The organism is Acinetobacter sp. ANC 4973 (assembly GCF_002135275.1).
Taxonomy (GTDB): domain Bacteria; phylum Pseudomonadota; class Gammaproteobacteria; order Pseudomonadales; family Moraxellaceae; genus Acinetobacter; species Acinetobacter kyonggiensis.
The window spans coordinates 144,460-160,738 of the sequence record NZ_NEGM01000001.1 but is presented as its reverse complement, the minus strand read 5'-3'; the positions used below and the strand labels follow the sequence as shown (position 1 = coordinate 160,738).

Sequence of the window (16,279 nt, the reverse complement as noted above, 5' to 3'; positions counted from 1 at the left end):
TTAACATGCTATAGTGTGCCGAACCATGTTTATTTTGGCTGGATCATGGCGTTAGAGCTGCTCCCTGCAAGTATGTTGAAGGCAATTGATTTATTGCCTGATGCAAAAACACCTGTCACTTTATTTACTCGTCATTCTATTCGTGAAGTAGTGGCTGGGCAGGGTTTGGCTGGCTATGATTTACAGTTAACCTCGCAAGGTCGTGACTTGGCGCAGGCGTGGGGAACTTATTTAATTGATCATACAGACCGAAGTATTCAGCACTGTATTTCAAGTCCGATACAACGCTGTGTCGATACCGCCGCTTTAATGATTCAAGGTGCTGATTCCAGTACACTTGCGCAAAACACCCATTGTATTGAGATTGTCGAGCAAGGCTTGTTGGTCGAACCGGGAAGTTTTGTACTGGATATTAAGCAGGCTGGACCTTATTTTCGAAAACAGGGTGCATTGGGTTTTATTAATAGTTTTGTGAAAAATGCGTTGCCGGGCATGAAACATCCAATTTCTGGCGTGGTTGATGTATTGGAACTGATTTATAACACGCATCCACAAGATAATTTTGGTTTAAGTTTGGCAGTGAGTCACGATACGATTTTAGCAGCAATCATCGCAGTGATTTCTGGGCGTAATACCGTTAGTCAGGAAGACTGGCCTAGAATGATGGAAGGTCTGTTTGTCTGGTTTGAAGGCGATGAGTTTTTGGAATCGAAACTGAAATGGATTTGGCGTGGTGAATTGAATGAGTTGTCAATACGTGAGTTTCAAAATTTAGAAAAATAAAATAGATATGCATAAAAAATTCATGGACCTAAAAAATTATAAAGCAAGTTTTTAATAAATTATAAATATTTGATCTGTAGCAATAATAACTAAATTGAAGTGAGTGTTATATACACGAACTTTTTTAAATCATTTATAAATTCACATATTTCATATAAATAAATGTTCTAACAGGCTCTCGTTTTATTAAAAAAATCAAACATAAATCAAATAAATACAGGTATTTGGCGCGGTATTTTACATATTTTATAATGGTTACTCTTGTTGTTTTAATATATTATTTATTTTGTAAGTTATTGATTAATATAGTTTTAATATGATCACATAATTCTTCTTTTTGGAGAGGTTATGGTGCTATTGGGGTGGGAATGTGATGCAACTACGGTTTAAATATTTAACTGTGTGTACTTTATCTATAATGCTTATGGCATGTGGTGGGGGTTCTGGTAGTTCTGAAGGAGAGGTTTCAAATAAAGTTCCAGGGGATGGAACAAATGAACTTCCAGGGGATGGCACACCAGAAACCCCAGAAGGTGGTACACCAGAAACCCCAGACGGTGGTACACCAGAAACCCCAGAAGGTGGTACACCAGAAACCCCAGACGGTAGTACGCCAGAAACACCAGACGGTGGTACACCAGAAACCCCAGATGGTGGTACACCAGAAACGCCAGAGGGTGGGGATACACAGCCACCAATTGTTTCAAAATATCCAGAACCTAAAAAAAATATCATGGATAATTCTATTATCGGTTTTTTTGATTTTGATAAATTTGGACTTGTTCGCCAAATCAGAAATGACTTAAATGGTAGTTTTTCGGCTATGGTGCAATTTGCACAAAGTCATGTGGTTAATCCTAATAATAATGAATCGAAATTTTTACCACGATTAACCACTGAAAAAGATGCTTTGCTTCTGGTGACACCCACTGTTGAAATGGGTGATCCTGAAAAATTAAATGCTGAAATATATTTTAATAATCAGTTGATTAGGACGATTCGACTTAAAGAGCCATCTCGTATTTCTTTATCAGATCAGTCTAATGCAGATGATCGACCACAAGTACAATTTTCAAAACGTGCGTGGTCAGCGGCATTAAAGTGGACTGAGGTGCGTCCGGGTTTATCTATTCGCATTGTTGATCCTGCAAACGAAAAAAGTGGTGATTTACGCTCAGAAGACATTGATTTTGCAGCACCGGGAGAGTTGGTGGTTCAAAGTATCCGACTGGGTTTGTTAACTGAGCCACCGAAATCAGCTGGTCATTACATGTTGCTAGAACCTGAAAAAGCAGGCACGGATTATTTCCAGACCATTCCAGCAGCACGCATGATTGTCAGTAAATATGAGGATATGAAGCTTGACAAAGTAATGGTGGCAAGTGGTGTTATTTATAACTCAGCGAGTGCAACCACGGGTGATGTGTATAGTGGTGACATGCGTGAAAATACCGCTAAATCTACCTTTAGTACGGGCATTAACCTTGCAAACTGGGGCATAACCAGCTCATCTATGCAGAGTCAGGAACAACCACAAGTAACCCAAAGTGTTGTTATTCATCATGCGAGTGGTAATTATAGCAATGGTGTACAAAGTCATGGGCTAAGTGGTGGTAATGGTATTTTGACTTTATATGATTCAGTTGGGAATGAGTTTAGTCATGAGATTGGCCATCATTATGGTTTAGGGCACTATCCAGGTGAAAAAGATGGAAATTATTTCTGGGCCGCACATCATGCCGATAGTGGTTGGGGTTATATTGCCTTTAGAAATAAAATGCGCGGAAATTTAAATTGGAGAACCACCAATTTAGGTGATGGTACAAATGGTGTGCCAAACTTCCTCGGTAAATATGCATATGGTTGGGATGCCATGTCGGGTGGTGCGACAGCCAGCTCGATTTCACGTTATACCCACTATACTGGATACAGTACGCAACAAAAAATTCAGCCTGCATTTGATCGTGATGTTTGGGCCGAAGACTCTGCGACGGGTTATAAAAAGTGGAATAAAATAACGCGAATGATGGAAGTGTCGCAGCCTAAAGTACCGACGAAATCGAGTAATGTTTGGTATAACAGTGCGGATGGAAATTATCTAAAGCCGCGTTTATTTAGTGTACCTGTATATACCATTGTGGGTGGATATGATCCCGTCAATCAGTCGGGTTTAATTTATCCTGCGGCACGTGGTAACTGGGGGAATGTGTTTGATTTGCCGCAAGCCAATACGGTCGGTACAGCTGCGAGTTGCTGGTTAAAGGTGCAATCTGCCAATGGTGTGCAAAATATTGCATTGGCACCTAATCGTATGCAAGGCAATAGTGTTAATAAATTCCATATTAATTTAGCACAAAGTGAGCAACCTCAAGTAGTTGATTTATATTGTCAAAAAGCCAATGAGCAAGCGCTTAAACTTTCAAGTATCGCGATTCCTGTCAGTGCAGACCTTATGTCACCGTATGTGAGTATTGGTCAGGAAGATGGTTATTCCGCTTTAAAACGTGTTGAAATGCCAGAACTGGATCAAGCATTTGTGCAAAATAAGGGCAAGGAAATCGTTAATTTATCGCCGACATTTAGACTATTTTATGATTCTTATCGTCGCTTTAAAGATGAGTTCTCTCCAGATGCTCAAACTGAAATGGTACGTTATACCCAGCAACAAATTAAAATTTACCGTTTGAATCGTTGGGTGAATGTTTATTATAACGACCTCAGTAATGGTAATACTGAAGCATTAGACGAGTTTCATAAATTTGTTGACAGTCTTGGTTTGAAGAATGATATTCCACTTGCCAATGCAAGCATGTTAGTTATGCCAAAAATGGGCAATAGCTGTCTTAAAGTCGAGAAACTTGATACTGGAATATTGAATGTTTATATGAGTGGGAAAAATGGTTGTACAGGTGAAGCATCGACGTTATGGGTGCATGATGCAATTGGTAAAATTCACAGTCAACAATATCCAAACTTATGCTTAACCAACGCTACAACACTGTCTTCATGTAGTAATGATGTACAGGGTCAAATGTGGCAAGCCACTGTAAATGGTGATACACAACAACTGCGTCAAGGGAATAGTTGTTTAGACTTGAGTGGTGGTCATACACCAAGTGCTGATGGGCGCGGTGAAATTATCATGTATGGTTGTGGGGGTGGTAATAACCAGAAATGGAGTATTGTTCCACAAAGTCATAGTCTAATTTTAGCGATGTCGAATGGTAAAAATTTACCGTTGGTATCGAAAATTTTAGCAAAATAGTCATACTGTAAATTGTTGAGTGAATAAAATAAGCCCTATATAGGGCTTATTTTTATGATATGAATAATGAATAGACACAAAAAAAGCCCTATATAGGGCTTCTTTCATATGCATAAATTAGTTAGCTAAAGCTTTAATTTGTGCATTTAAACGGCTCTTATGACGAGCAGCTTTGTTTTTATGGATGATGCCTTTATCAGCCATACGGTCGATTACTGGTACAGCAGTTTTGTATGCTTCTGAAGCAACAGCATAGTCACCAGCAGCAATAGCAGCTACTGTACGTTTTAAATAAGTACGAACCATTGAACGTAAGCTAGCGTTGTGTTTGCGTGCTTTAACGTTTTGACGGGCACGTTTTTTAGCTTGAGCAGAGTTTGCCACTCGTGCACTCCTTGAAATAGATTGGTCTGGGCGGGCTGAAATTGCAACTGAAAACCTTCATCAGAAGAATTATCACCAGCCCGTAAACAAGTGCCATATTGTGATTAAACTATGACGTTAAGTCAAGTCTTGACTTGCTTTGACAACATTTTAGATGCATAAAAATTCCAAAGAAACCGTTAGATTAGTAATAACCTCTAGAGATTGTTTAAAAAATGACTAAATCAATTAAAAGTGTAATTGTAATTGGAGCAACAGGTTTAGTGGGGCGGGAACTGCTAAAACAACTTAATCAGATTGAGAGTTGTGAGAAAATTACAGCCATTGTTCGACATGAAGATATAGAGCTTAAATCTTTAAAAAAAGTACAACAATTTATTTTAGATGATTTTCTATTGTTGAACGATGAAGATGCGAATGGTTATAGTCATGCATTTAGTTGTTTGGGAACAACGCTGAAAAAAGCAGGATCTAAGCAAAATTTTTATAACGTCGATTATGAAATGAATGCCCATTTTGCCGATTTATTTGAAACGACAGATACTCATTACTTACTCATTAGTGCGATGGGTGCAAATGCGCAGTCAAAAATTTTCTATAATAAGGTGAAGGGTGAACTAGAAAATCATATCCAAAGTTTAAATCTTAAATGTGTGTCCATCTTACGTCCTTCACTGTTATTAGGTGAACGTCAAGAACAACGCGCTTTGGAGGATATGACTCAGAAGTTATATCGAAAATTTTCGCATTTGGTGCCTAATACATTCAAATATAAGCCAGTGACAGCAGAACAAGTGGCTCATACTATGGTCGATGCAGCGCGAACTCAAACGGATAAGTTTGAAATTTATGATAATTTACGCATACAAACGTGCAAATAAGGGAGATAAAAGTGTCTAATGTAGCATTCGTAACTTGCGATTTATTGGATGATCATCCAGAGAAAGACTTTCAAGTGGTCACACCATCGATGGATGGTAAATGCTTTAAAAGTTATGGGGCGCGTAAAAGTTTTGGCGGTCAGGTGGTGACGGTAAAATGCTTTGAAGACAATTCACGTGTTAAAGAACTATTGGCAACGGATGGTACAGGTAAAGTGCTTGTGGTCGATGGTGGTGCTTCAATGCGCTGTGCTTTAATGGGGGATATGATTGCAGAGTCAGCCGTTAAAAATCACTGGAATGGTGTAGTGATTTATGGCTGTGTACGCGATGTTGATGCGATTGCTGAATTAGATTTGGGTGTGCATGCATTGGCTGCCATTCCTCAAAAAAGTAATCGTAAAGGCATTGGCGAAGTAGATTTAACTTTGTATTTTGGTGGCGTGACCATCAATTCTGGTGATTATCTTTATGCAGATAACAATGGAATCGTGATTGCAAAAGAAAAACTAGTCGATTTATAACGAAAATTATTAAATAAGGATAAAAATGGTGAATCATCAACTTAAAGTTGTACAAGCTTTAGCTTCAGCATTGACCGCAGGTGGACGTGGCGTGAGTGGCACAGCTTTTCCCAAGCAGCCTGAAAAATCACTTAAACTTTATGAGTTTGAAGGTTCACCATTTTGTCGCCGTGTACGGGAAGTATTGACCTTATTAAATTTAGATTACGAGGTTTATCCATGTCCAAAAGGTGGAGCGAAATATCGTAAAATTGTCAAAGAAAAAGGTGGGAAATTACGCTTTCCATTTTTAATTGATGAAAACACAGGGGTCGAGATGTATGAGTCGAAAGACATTATCGATTACCTATTTAAGCATTACGGCAAAAGTGGTAAGACGCCAAAAAAATATTCAGACTATCCTAAATATCCTGTCGTTGCCTTTGCGGGTACTTTGATCAATGGCGCACGTGGGGTATGGATTAATCAAAAAATTATTGATCGGGAAGCACCTGAGCAACTTTTAGAATTATGGGGTTTTGAAGCGAGTCCATTTACTCGAGTTGTACGTGGTGTATTAACTGAACTGGAATTACCTTTTAAGTTTCATAATGTGCCCAAAGAGCGCTGGCAAGATATGGGGCCAGCAGTATTACGTTTAAAACCTGGAAAATATCAACCGTTAAAAGGTGGTAAACGTGAAAAGGTGATCGAAATTATGGGGCGTGATATTCAGGTTCCGTATTTGGTCGATCCCAATACAGATGTGAAGATGTTTGAGTCTGCAAAAATTGTGAAATATTTAGAAAAACAATATGGTTGAATGATCAGTTTGAAATAAAGAAACAGCGTATTTCGTTGTTTCTTTACAGCGTGATTGGTCTATGAATACATGGACTCACCCCCTCAAACTTTTTATTTTATCGTGCTAAATTGAAATGATAACGCTTAGAAAGACTGCAATATAATTTTAATGGTCAGTAAAACTCCTTGCTTTCAGGGATATGCTTTTCATTGTATTTGTCGTTATATTGAGTGGTCATAAAAGGGGATAGTTTGTGTCAGGATTAGAAACGATTTTACCTGTACCTGTTTTAATTGTTGAGGATGAAGATCTCATTCAAGAACGATTAAGGAAGATCTTGGCAGAATTGGGTTATGACAATGATGGACTCATTTTTGCTAAGAATCTGAAAGAAGCATTTTTACACATCGAACAGCAGCATATTTCCTTGGCATTGGTTGATTTAGGACTGCCTGATGGAAATGGGATCGAATTGATCGAAAAGCTGCGTGCGCAAGATAGTAGCGCCCTTATTTTAGTAATTTCAGCATGGAGTACCCAAGAAAGTTTATTTTCAGCAATCAAGGCGGGTGCAACAGGTTATGTTTTGAAAGAACGTGATGATGCTGAGGTTTTGTTATCTATACGAAGTATTTTGCGTGGTGGCGCGCCTATAGACCCTTTTATTGCACAAGAAATTTTAAAGCAGATCTCAGCTTCTGTCATTACAAGATCAAAGGGTGATAAGTCTTCGGATTCTGAAGTCGCACTTTTAACCAATCGTGAGACAGAAATCCTTGATTTGGTGGCGCAAGGGATGAGCAATAAAGAAATAGCAGAACAGTTGTTTGTCTCTAAATATACGGTTGAAAGTCACATTAAACATATTTATCGAAAATTATCGGTCACGAAAAGAACGAAGGCTGTGAGTACCGCGAGATCCTTAGGGATTTTATGAAGCCTTCTGTTTTACATTGTTTTATTCTTTTTTTGCTATGTTTAGTCAGCAGAATCAGTTATGCAGAAATAAAACAAAGTGTTAATAGCCAATGCTCAGTGCATATAAACGCTATCTCTGCCGTAAAAACACCTTCACAGTTGGTTTTACCTAAGTATGGATGGCAGTCGGTACAATTACCAGATAATTGGGCGAAGCATTGGCAAGATTATAGCGGAAGTGCTTGGTATAAAATTCAGTGGAAATTATTATGCCAAGAGAATACAAGGCTTGCGGAACCCATTGCGTTTGCAGTTGATTATATTAATTCTGCGGGGGCCATTTTTTTAAATGGTGATTTACTTTGGCAAGACCAAAACCTGCAAGAACCGTTATCAAAAAGTTGGAACATGCCACGTTATTGGATCTTACCTGCATCAGGATTAAGGTCTGATCAAAATGAAATTTTGATCTATGTAAATGGTCATGCTTTTCAATCTGCGGGGTTGGGCGCAATTTCCTTTAATAATGTGCAAAAAAATTATCAGCTGCATCAAACAAAAATATGGAATTCTAGAACTTTATTTGAAATTAATATTATTTTATCCATTACTTTTGGCATTATCTGTTTTGTTATTTGGTTGTTAAGACCCAAAGAAACAACCTTTGGCTGGTTCGCATTAAGTTCATTGTTATGGGTGTTATTTATTTCTAATGTGCTTATTACAGAAACATGGCCCTACTCAAACAGTCTAAGAGCAACCCAAGCCAATTTAGTTTTTTTTATTTTGTATATCTTGAGTTTTTGTATTTATTTACTCAGATTTATCCAAACACATTTCGTTAAAATGGAAAGAGCGATTGCTCTGATGACTGTGTTTATCATCATCGGTATCTTTCTGACTCCACCACACGCTGTTCGTTTTATTTTCCCACTGATATTTTTAAGTTATGTCAGTTTGTTTTTTATCACTTATTTGTATTTAAGCTATCAAGCCGTTAAATTGAGAAAAATGGAGTATGTTTTTTTAGCGATTAGCCTAACAGGAATCGTTATTTTTGCTGTACTGGATATTATATTATTATCATCGGAATCCATGTCCAACACCCAATCTTTATTGCCGTATAGTGCCCCGATTATTACTTTCTTTGTGGTGATGATATTGGGGTTGAGGTTGGTTCGCAATATAAAAAAAGTAGAAGCATTTAATGCAGAATTAGAAGTTAAGGTTAAGCAAGTAAGTGATGATTTAAGTTCAAGCTTAAATGAAAAACATCAGTTGGAAATTGAAAATGTAAGGTTACAAGAAAGAATACGCTTATCACATGATCTACATGATGGATTAGGTTCTTCATTGGTTCGTTCCATGATTTTAGTCGATCAAAGCGCACACAATATTCCAAATAAGCAATTTTTATCGATGCTTAAATTACTCAGAGATGATTTAAGGCAAATTATTGATAGTGGATCATCTGTAGATAATAAGATTCCAGTCAGTCCAATTATGTGGGTTGCTCCAGTAAGACACCGTTTTAGTCAGCTGATGGATGAACTAGAGATCTCATCTAAATGGACTTTTCCTCGTGAGTGGCAAGCAGTTCCCACGGCCTTGCAATGTTTAACCTTGATTCGTGTGTTAGAGGAAAGTTTAACCAATATTGTTAAGCATAGTCAGGCAAAAAATGTAACAGTATCGATGGTTTATATTTTAGAAAATGAATTAAGTTTACTTGTGCAAGATGATGGCGTTGGTTTTGATACTAATTGTGTGGAACAACAAGGGTTAAGTATTGGTATGCGCAGTATGAAAATGCGTTTAGAGCGAATCAATGCTGGGCTTAAATTGTCGTCTGTTACTGGATGTACCATAATACAAGCGATTGTTCAGCTTAAATGATTTCAGGTTGCTGAAATTAACCCTGTGACATATGGGGTATGATTGGAAAAATAAAATATTCATAGCTTTTAAAATATGGGCTATTCAGTGCTTTATGTAAAAGAAAAAATATAATTCTAGATTTTAAAAAGTAAATACGCTGGCTAGGGGGCGAAGGGAAATAATGAATAATAATATAAAATTACATACTAATATTCAGGAACTTAATGATTTAAAACGTTTTAATATTAAAGAGTTGAATCAGCTATTTAAAACAGGCAGATGTCCCAAGATTGAATCTTTAAATGGTAGTGCAAAAGGTATTGTGATTAAACCCGCTTGGTTTGAGCGTTTAAACCTTTGGCGAGGTAAAGTATTCAATATTTTAGCTACGGGAGAGTTAACTGGTCTTAATCGATTAGGAATTGGAAAAATAGAAACTCAAAGGTATCAATTTAATGCCCATATCGGAAAATCACTTTTTAGTGATCAGGATGTTTTAATTATTAATCATGATTTATCTGCTAATCCAAATTGGGTTAGACGCTATCATGATGAAATGGTGCAAATAGATTCCCGTATTTATTTAGCAACATCCCATTATAGAATTGGTAAAAAATTAAAATTTGTAAGTTATTTTGCTTTTGATTTTTCTAAAAAATAAACTTTAATTATTCTAGAGTATAAAAAGGGGAAATCTAATTTCCCCTTATTTTTGTGTTTATTCTTGGTCTGCCGCAGGTAATAGCATCAGAATCGACTCATTTAACAAGTTTACGATGTCTTCTAGCATATCTGGATCATCAAGTTTTTCGTCAAGTAATATTGGATTGCCGTCAGCAATTTGTTTTAGAACGGGTGCAAATGCATCTGAAATACAAATACCTTCACCATTGGCCCAGAACAGTAATCCATCTTCGTCTTCGGTATAGAGTAGACGCGATGCTGGTTCAAGGATGAGTGAATAGCCTAAATCAAGTGCTTCCTCTAAATCACCTGTACCAATTGCTTCAGCGTCTGGAATGTTTTCAGGATATTTCGCTTCTGACATTAGGCTCATGAGCGCATCTTCAAGCACGGTTGGATTTTGCAATTGTGCTAAAAGTTCTGCTTTTAAATACTCAAGTTCAGCCGGACTGATTTGACCAATTGGGCTGATTTTGTCGCGAATAATGTCCGCCAGTGGATTTTTAAGTAATTGATCGACAGCAAATTTATCACTCACGCGATCCATCATTTCAGCCACATTTGGCATACGGAAGCCAAAGGAGTAGGTCAGGCATTCATCTTCAGCAACGCCATAGTGTGATAAACCCGGCGGGACATACAGTAAGTCACCTGGTGCAAGTACTTCATCAAAATTGACATCCATCTCTGGCAGTAATTTTAAGGGTTGACCTGCAACAAATTCGCTTTCTGCATCACACATTTGACCCAACTGCCAGCGACGATGACCGTAACCTTGCACTAAAAACACATCGTAAAAATCGAAATGTTTACCGACTGAACCACCTTTTTGGGCATAGGACACCATAATGTCATCACGGCGCCATTGTGGAATAAAAGGGAATTTTTTCCATAGTTCAGCCAAATCAAAAGAGTAATGATCAACAGCTTGAACCAGTAGTGTCCAAAGTTTAGGCATTTTTTGGAAATCGGCTTTTATTAAAGGCGATGATTTCACTGACCATTGGTTTGGATCTTTATCTTTTTGCTTGATTAAACGTGCAGTGATATTTTCATCCAGCGCAAGTTCCATCACATCATTCGGTTCTAACAGATTCGCAATTTCTGGAAGCGCATTACGTACCAGTAATGGTTTTTTTTGCCAATATTCGGCAAGGAATTGTTCAGCGGTAATTCCGCCTAATATATCTAAAGGTTGAGACATAAATACAGCCTAAAATTAAGGAACTAAAATATTCAATTGACGCAGGATATGGCACAGCTGAATCATCGGCATGCCCATGAGTGTGGTTTGGTCTTGCCCACTCATTTGCTCAAATAAGCTGATTCCTAAGCTTTCACATTTGAAACTGCCAGCACACATAAGCGGTTGTTCGACTTCAATATAGCGTTCAATTTCCGCCAGTCCGAGTTTACGAAATTTAACTTTATAGTGTTCAACCAGTGTTTGCTCAAAGCCTGTAGCCAGTTGTTGTACACTTAATGCTGTACTGAAATAAACGATTTTATCGGAGTTGGCTTGTAGTTGTTTGACGGCCTTTTCAACAGTCAAAGGTTTACCAATAAAAATATCAGGTGCACCTTCACGCCATGCCACTTGATCTGACCCAATGACGATGGCTTCAGGATGCTGTTCTGAAATCACTTTGGCTTTCTCAAAAGCCAGCCGTTTGGCTAAATGGTCAGCATGATTTTCACCGCGCGGAGATTCATCAATATCAGGCACAATGCTTTGATAATCGATGCGAAGACGATTCATTAAGTCTTTACGGGTTTGACTGCTGGAAGCCAAAATAATTTGAGATGTATTCATTACACTGCATATTCCATAAGAACATCAAGCGGAACATAAGAGAGCACAGCTTGATGGCAAGCTTGAATTTTAATAGGGGGAGCAATACCAGCTTGGTAAGCATCTACCCAGCGAGTCACACAAATACACCAAAAATCACCCGGTTCTAAACCCGGAAAATCGACTTCTGGTAACGGCGTGATCAAGTCATTACCTACTTTTTGCGAAAAATTAAGAAACTCAGCGGTCATTTGTGCACATATTGTATGCTGACCTAGATCTGTTGTCGCTGTATGACAAAAACCGTTACGAAAATATCCCGTAATAGGAGAGTAGCAACAACTTGCCAATGGTTCGCCTAAAACATTTAAGCGATTGATATTTGGATCTGGGTGAATAGACATGCGTTCCGAATCATTATGTGACTTTTGACTATCATAATCAAAACTTTGTCTTTCGACAGCTTTTATGCAAAAGAAGCTAACCTTTTTCTGCATAATCATTTAAAATCGGGCGGTTTTTATATCTATCAAGAGAGCTATACATGAATTTTCAGCGTATGACTGACCTCGATTTAACAGGTAAACGCGTTCTTATTCGTGAAGATTTAAACGTGCCTGTCAAAAATGGTGAGATTACAAGTGATGCACGTCTACGCGCTGCACTTCCTACCATTAAAGCAGCGATTGAAAAAGGCGCTGCGGTAATGGTTTGTTCTCACCTTGGTCGTCCCGTTGAAGGTGAAGCTAAACCAGAACAGTCTTTAGCCCCAGTTGCTGCTTATTTGACTCAAGCTTTGGGTCAGGACGTGCAATTATTGACGGATTATTTAGCGGGTGTTGACGTTGCAGCGGGTCAAGTTGTATTGCTTGAAAATGTGCGTTTCAATCATGGTGAAAAGAAAAATAACCCTGAATTGGCACAAAAATATGCAGCACTTTGTGATGTGTTTGTTATGGACGCTTTTGGTACAGCACATCGTGCAGAAGCTTCGACTGAAGGTGTGGCTCGTTTAGCGCCAGTTGCAGCAGCAGGGCCTTTACTTGCTGCTGAATTAGACGCACTTGGTCGTGCGCTTAAAACACCTGAGTCTCCAATGGTTGCTATTGTTGCCGGTTCTAAAGTTTCAACTAAACTTGATGTACTGACTTCGCTTTCTACGATTTGTGACCAAATTATTGTTGGTGGTGGTATTGCCAATACCTTCCTTGCTGCGGCTGGTTACAACGTGGGTAAATCACTGTGTGAAACAGATTTGATTGATACAGCTAAAGCGATTGCGGCAAAAGTTTCAGTACCGTTACCAACTGATGTTGTGGTTGCAGATGCAGCTGAAATTGACTTTGCTGATTTCTTGGGTTCATTGGCAAACGCAACCGCCGTCGTTAAGAATGTTGCCGATGTGACTGACAACGATATGATTTTAGACGTTGGTCCAGAAACAGCAAAAGCATTTGCTGAAATGATCAAAACGTCAAAAACAATTCTTTGGAATGGTCCAGTTGGCGTATTTGAAGTTGATCAATTCGGTGAAGGGACGAAAGCATTGTCTTTAGCCATTGCTGACTCAGCAGGTTTTTCTATCGCGGGTGGTGGTGATACTTTAGCTGCAATCGACAAATATGCAGTAGCTGATAAAATTGGTTATATCTCTACAGGTGGTGGTGCTTTCCTTGAATTTGTAGAAGGTAAAACACTTCCAGCCGTTGCAGTATTACTTGAACGTGCATAATTGACAGCAATGTCAGGATGACTGTTTGATGAAAAGGTTGATCTCATGATCAGCCTTTTTTGTTTTTGATTCATTTTTTCGTCATTAAAATGAAATATAACTGCAATAAAATCATGTTCATTAAATCTCCCGCAGTAGGAAAATCGGATGAACTTAAAACTAACACTTGCAGCATTACTGATTGCACCTTTAGCTTTAACTGCTTGTGTGAAGAAAGATGAAGCCCCTAAAAATGAGACAGCTGAAACTGTAGCAGTAGAAGAAAAAGTCACACCAGAACAGCAAGCAGTGATTGATTCAATTGATCAACCTGTTTTGGATGAAAAAAATACAGATATACCAGCGGCAGTCTCGAATGTAGATGCAGATGCAGAGACACCTGTGGTTGAAGAAGCGGCTTCTAACGCAACAACGCATTAAGTTTGTCATTTTTTATTTAAAAGTCCCTGCATTTGCAGGGACTTTTTTTGAAATAGTGTTTTTTCTTGCTGAATTGAAAGCAATCAGCATGTAGAATATGGGGCATTACCTGGGAGGACATTATGGCTCTTATTTCATTGCGCCAGCTCTTGGATCACGCCGGTGAACACAACTACGGCGTACCAGCATTTAACGTAAACAATTTAGAACAAATGCGCGCAATTATGTTAGCCGCAGATGAAACGAATTCACCTGTTATTGTTCAAGCATCTGCGGGTGCTCGTAAATATGCAGGCGCTCCGTTCTTACGTCATTTAATTTTGGCTGCAATTGAAGAATGGCCGCATATTCCAGTGGTGATGCATCAAGACCATGGTACAGATCCTGATGTATGTCAGCGTTCTATCCAATTGGGCTTTTCATCAGTGATGATGGACGGTTCACTCGGTGCAGATGGTAAAACACCAACTTCATACGAATATAACGTAGATGTAACTCGTCGCACTGTTGCGATGGCTCATGCATGTGGCGTTTCAGTTGAAGGTGAGATTGGCTGCTTGGGTAGCCTTGAAACTGGTATGGCTGGTGAAGAAGATGGTGTAGGCGCAGAAGGCGTACTTGACCATTCACAGCTATTAACTTCAGTTGAAGAAGCAACTCAATTTGTTGCAGATACCAATGTAGATGCTTTGGCAATTGCAGTAGGTACTTCACATGGTGCGTACAAATTCACCCGTCCACCTACAGGTGATATTTTAGCCATTGACCGTATTAAAGAAATTCATGCGGCATTGCCAAATACACATCTTGTAATGCACGGTTCAAGCTCTGTGCCACAAGAATGGTTGGCTGTGATCAATGAATTTGGCGGTGACATCAAAGAAACTTATGGTGTTCCTGTAGAGCAATTGGTTGAAGCAATCAAACACGGTGTGCGTAAAATTAATATCGACACTGACTTACGTTTGGCTTCTACGGGTGCAATGCGCCGTATGATGGCTGAAAAACCAAGCGAATTCGATCCACGTAAATTCTTTGCTGAAACTGTTGTTGCAATGAAACAAATTTGTGTAGATCGTTATACTGCATTTGGTACAGCAGGTCATGCAGACAAGATTCGTCCAATTTCTTTAGAGAAAATGGTCAATCGTTATAAATAATCACTAAAGATTATCTATAATCAAAAGCCCACATCTATTGTGGGCTTTTTTGTATTTAACCCTCAACCATTATAAATAAGGAAAATAAGGCAAAAGATGGAACTTATATTGGCAGCAGCATGTTGTAGCGTCATTGTCTCAATTCTTTTAAAGCTCGCTAAAGCGCAAGGTTTTGATGCATTACAAATGATTGTATGGAACTACGCTTCTGCAAGTGTGTTGTGCTTTCTCTGGTTTAAGCCAGATTTACAGCATGTTTCAATCATCAATACACCGTGGTGGCTAATTATTGCTTTGGGTATTTTGCTGCCGAGTGTTTTTTTATGTTTAGCGAAGTCTTTGCAATATGCAGGTATTGTGAAAACTGAAATTGCCCAGCGTTTGTCCGTGGTCTTGTCTTTATTGGCTGCATTTTTTATTTTTCAGGAACAGTTCAATACGCTAAAAATAATCGGTATTGTTTTAGGGGTTTTAGCTGTATTAAGTCTTTTATTTTCCCATCAGCAAGACAAGACAGGGCAGTCATCGACAAAGCAAGCCATGCTGTATCTTGCATTGGTCTGGTTTGGCTATGCTTTCATTGATGTTTTGTTGAAGTATACGACTGGATTAGGGGTTCAGTTTGCCGTTGCACTGAATTTAATGTTTATTTGTGCCTTTATTTTGTCATTGGCTTATATTGCCATGACCACCAAGACTGTTGGTAACAGAAAAAATATACTGGCTGGAATGGGATTGGGTCTGTTAAATTTTGCCAATATTGCACTTTACGTTAAAGCACATATGCTCTTGAAAGACACACCTGCAATTGTCTTTGCAGGTATGAATATTCTTGTGGTGGTATTAGGTGCATTGAGTGGTTTAATCATCTTTAAGGAAAAATTAACACCCATGACTGCATTAGGTTTAGCGTTAGGCTTAGCCAGTGTTATTTGTTTAGCTTATGCGATATCTGTTTAAGTAAATTTTTTGCGAAAGTACTTGGGTATTTAATAAGATCTGTGATCTCGGCGGTGCCTAGAAGCAAACCAGCCTTTTTGCACTCAGGGCAGTCAGGATAAAAAGCAAGAGCAT

16 protein-coding genes are annotated in these 16,279 nt (G+C 38.6%); 12 read left to right on the top strand and 4 right to left on the bottom strand.

The genetic code is table 11. The features are described 5' to 3' along the window. The first annotated feature begins 45 nt into the window (after positions 1-45). Both B9T30_RS00815 and B9T30_RS00810 read left to right on the top strand, forming a co-directional pair. Positions 46-783, top strand: a complete 738-nt coding sequence (locus tag B9T30_RS00815) for a histidine phosphatase family protein (protein WP_086183348.1) — start codon at positions 46-48, stop codon at positions 781-783. 373 nt (positions 784-1,156) lie between these two features. Next, positions 1,157-4,048: a M66 family metalloprotease gene (locus B9T30_RS00810; protein ID WP_086183347.1), complete on the top strand. Its 2,892-nt coding sequence runs from the start codon at positions 1,157-1,159 to the stop codon at positions 4,046-4,048. 117 nt (positions 4,049-4,165) lie between these two features. Here the strand turns inward: B9T30_RS00810 and rpsT are convergent, their stop codons facing one another. Next, entirely contained in the window at positions 4,166-4,432 is a 267-nt protein-coding gene (gene rpsT, locus B9T30_RS00805; protein ID WP_053580135.1) for a 30S ribosomal protein S20, read from the bottom strand. Positions 4,433-4,647: 215 nt separating this feature from the next. Between rpsT and B9T30_RS00800 the strand changes: the two genes are divergently transcribed. The 6 genes from B9T30_RS00800 to B9T30_RS00775 all read left to right on the top strand — a co-directional run bounded on the left by B9T30_RS00800 (position 4,648) and on the right by B9T30_RS00775 (position 10,078). Further along, positions 4,648-5,313 (top strand): nucleoside-diphosphate sugar epimerase, encoded by a 666-nt coding sequence (locus B9T30_RS00800; protein WP_086183346.1) that lies wholly within the window; start codon positions 4,648-4,650, stop codon positions 5,311-5,313. A gap of 11 nt (positions 5,314-5,324) precedes the next feature. Next, positions 5,325-5,837 carry a ribonuclease E activity regulator RraA gene (rraA, locus tag B9T30_RS00795; RefSeq protein WP_086164022.1) on the top strand — a complete coding sequence of 171 codons (513 nt, stop codon included), beginning with the start codon at positions 5,325-5,327 and terminating at the stop codon, positions 5,835-5,837. A 25-nt stretch (positions 5,838-5,862) separates the two neighbouring features. Next, positions 5,863-6,639, top strand: coding sequence for a glutathione S-transferase N-terminal domain-containing protein (locus B9T30_RS00790; RefSeq protein ID WP_086183345.1), 777 nt, complete (start codon positions 5,863-5,865; stop codon positions 6,637-6,639). Positions 6,640-6,874: 235 nt separating this feature from the next. Then, the gene (locus tag B9T30_RS00785; protein WP_086183344.1) at positions 6,875-7,558 is read left to right on the top strand and encodes a response regulator; all 684 of its coding nucleotides are present in this window, start codon (positions 6,875-6,877) and stop codon (positions 7,556-7,558) included. Next, positions 7,555-9,435, top strand: a complete 1,881-nt coding sequence (locus B9T30_RS00780) for an ATP-binding protein (RefSeq protein ID WP_086183343.1) — start codon at positions 7,555-7,557, stop codon at positions 9,433-9,435. The genes B9T30_RS00785 and B9T30_RS00780 overlap by 4 nt, the downstream gene beginning before the upstream one ends. A gap of 163 nt (positions 9,436-9,598) precedes the next feature. Next, positions 9,599-10,078 carry a hypothetical protein gene (locus tag B9T30_RS00775; RefSeq protein ID WP_086183342.1) on the top strand — a complete coding sequence of 160 codons (480 nt, stop codon included), beginning with the start codon at positions 9,599-9,601 and terminating at the stop codon, positions 10,076-10,078. A 57-nt stretch (positions 10,079-10,135) separates the two neighbouring features. On the opposite strand, the gene B9T30_RS00770 is transcribed toward B9T30_RS00775, so the two are convergent. The 3 genes from B9T30_RS00770 to B9T30_RS00760 are packed head-to-tail and all read right to left on the bottom strand — an operon-like array spanning position 10,136 to position 12,297. After that, positions 10,136-11,305 (bottom strand): cupin domain-containing protein, encoded by a 1,170-nt coding sequence (locus tag B9T30_RS00770; RefSeq protein WP_086183341.1) that lies wholly within the window; start codon positions 11,303-11,305, stop codon positions 10,136-10,138. A gap of 15 nt (positions 11,306-11,320) precedes the next feature. Continuing rightward, positions 11,321-11,914, bottom strand: coding sequence for a Maf family protein (locus B9T30_RS00765; protein ID WP_074944664.1), 594 nt, complete (start codon positions 11,912-11,914; stop codon positions 11,321-11,323). Further along, entirely contained in the window at positions 11,914-12,297 is a 384-nt protein-coding gene (locus B9T30_RS00760) for a DUF2237 family protein (RefSeq protein WP_086164017.1), read from the bottom strand. Before B9T30_RS00760 ends, B9T30_RS00765 begins: the two co-directional genes overlap by 1 nt. Before the next feature lie 140 nt (positions 12,298-12,437). Between B9T30_RS00760 and B9T30_RS00755 the strand changes: the two genes are divergently transcribed. The 4 genes from B9T30_RS00755 (at position 12,438) to B9T30_RS00740 (ending at position 16,165) form a co-directional block, all read left to right on the top strand. Continuing rightward, positions 12,438-13,625, top strand: coding sequence for a phosphoglycerate kinase (locus tag B9T30_RS00755; protein ID WP_086183340.1), 1,188 nt, complete (start codon positions 12,438-12,440; stop codon positions 13,623-13,625). 147 nt (positions 13,626-13,772) lie between these two features. Continuing rightward, the gene (locus B9T30_RS00750) at positions 13,773-14,045 is read left to right on the top strand and encodes a hypothetical protein (protein ID WP_086183339.1); all 273 of its coding nucleotides are present in this window, start codon (positions 13,773-13,775) and stop codon (positions 14,043-14,045) included. 122 nt (positions 14,046-14,167) lie between these two features. Next, on the top strand, positions 14,168-15,205 hold the full coding sequence (gene fba / locus B9T30_RS00745; protein WP_086183338.1) for a class II fructose-bisphosphate aldolase: 1,038 nt from the start codon (positions 14,168-14,170) through the stop codon (positions 15,203-15,205). Between the two features lie 96 nt (positions 15,206-15,301). After that, positions 15,302-16,165 (top strand): DMT family transporter, encoded by an 864-nt coding sequence (locus B9T30_RS00740; RefSeq protein ID WP_086183337.1) that lies wholly within the window; start codon positions 15,302-15,304, stop codon positions 16,163-16,165. Positions 16,166-16,279: the final 114 nt, after the last annotated feature.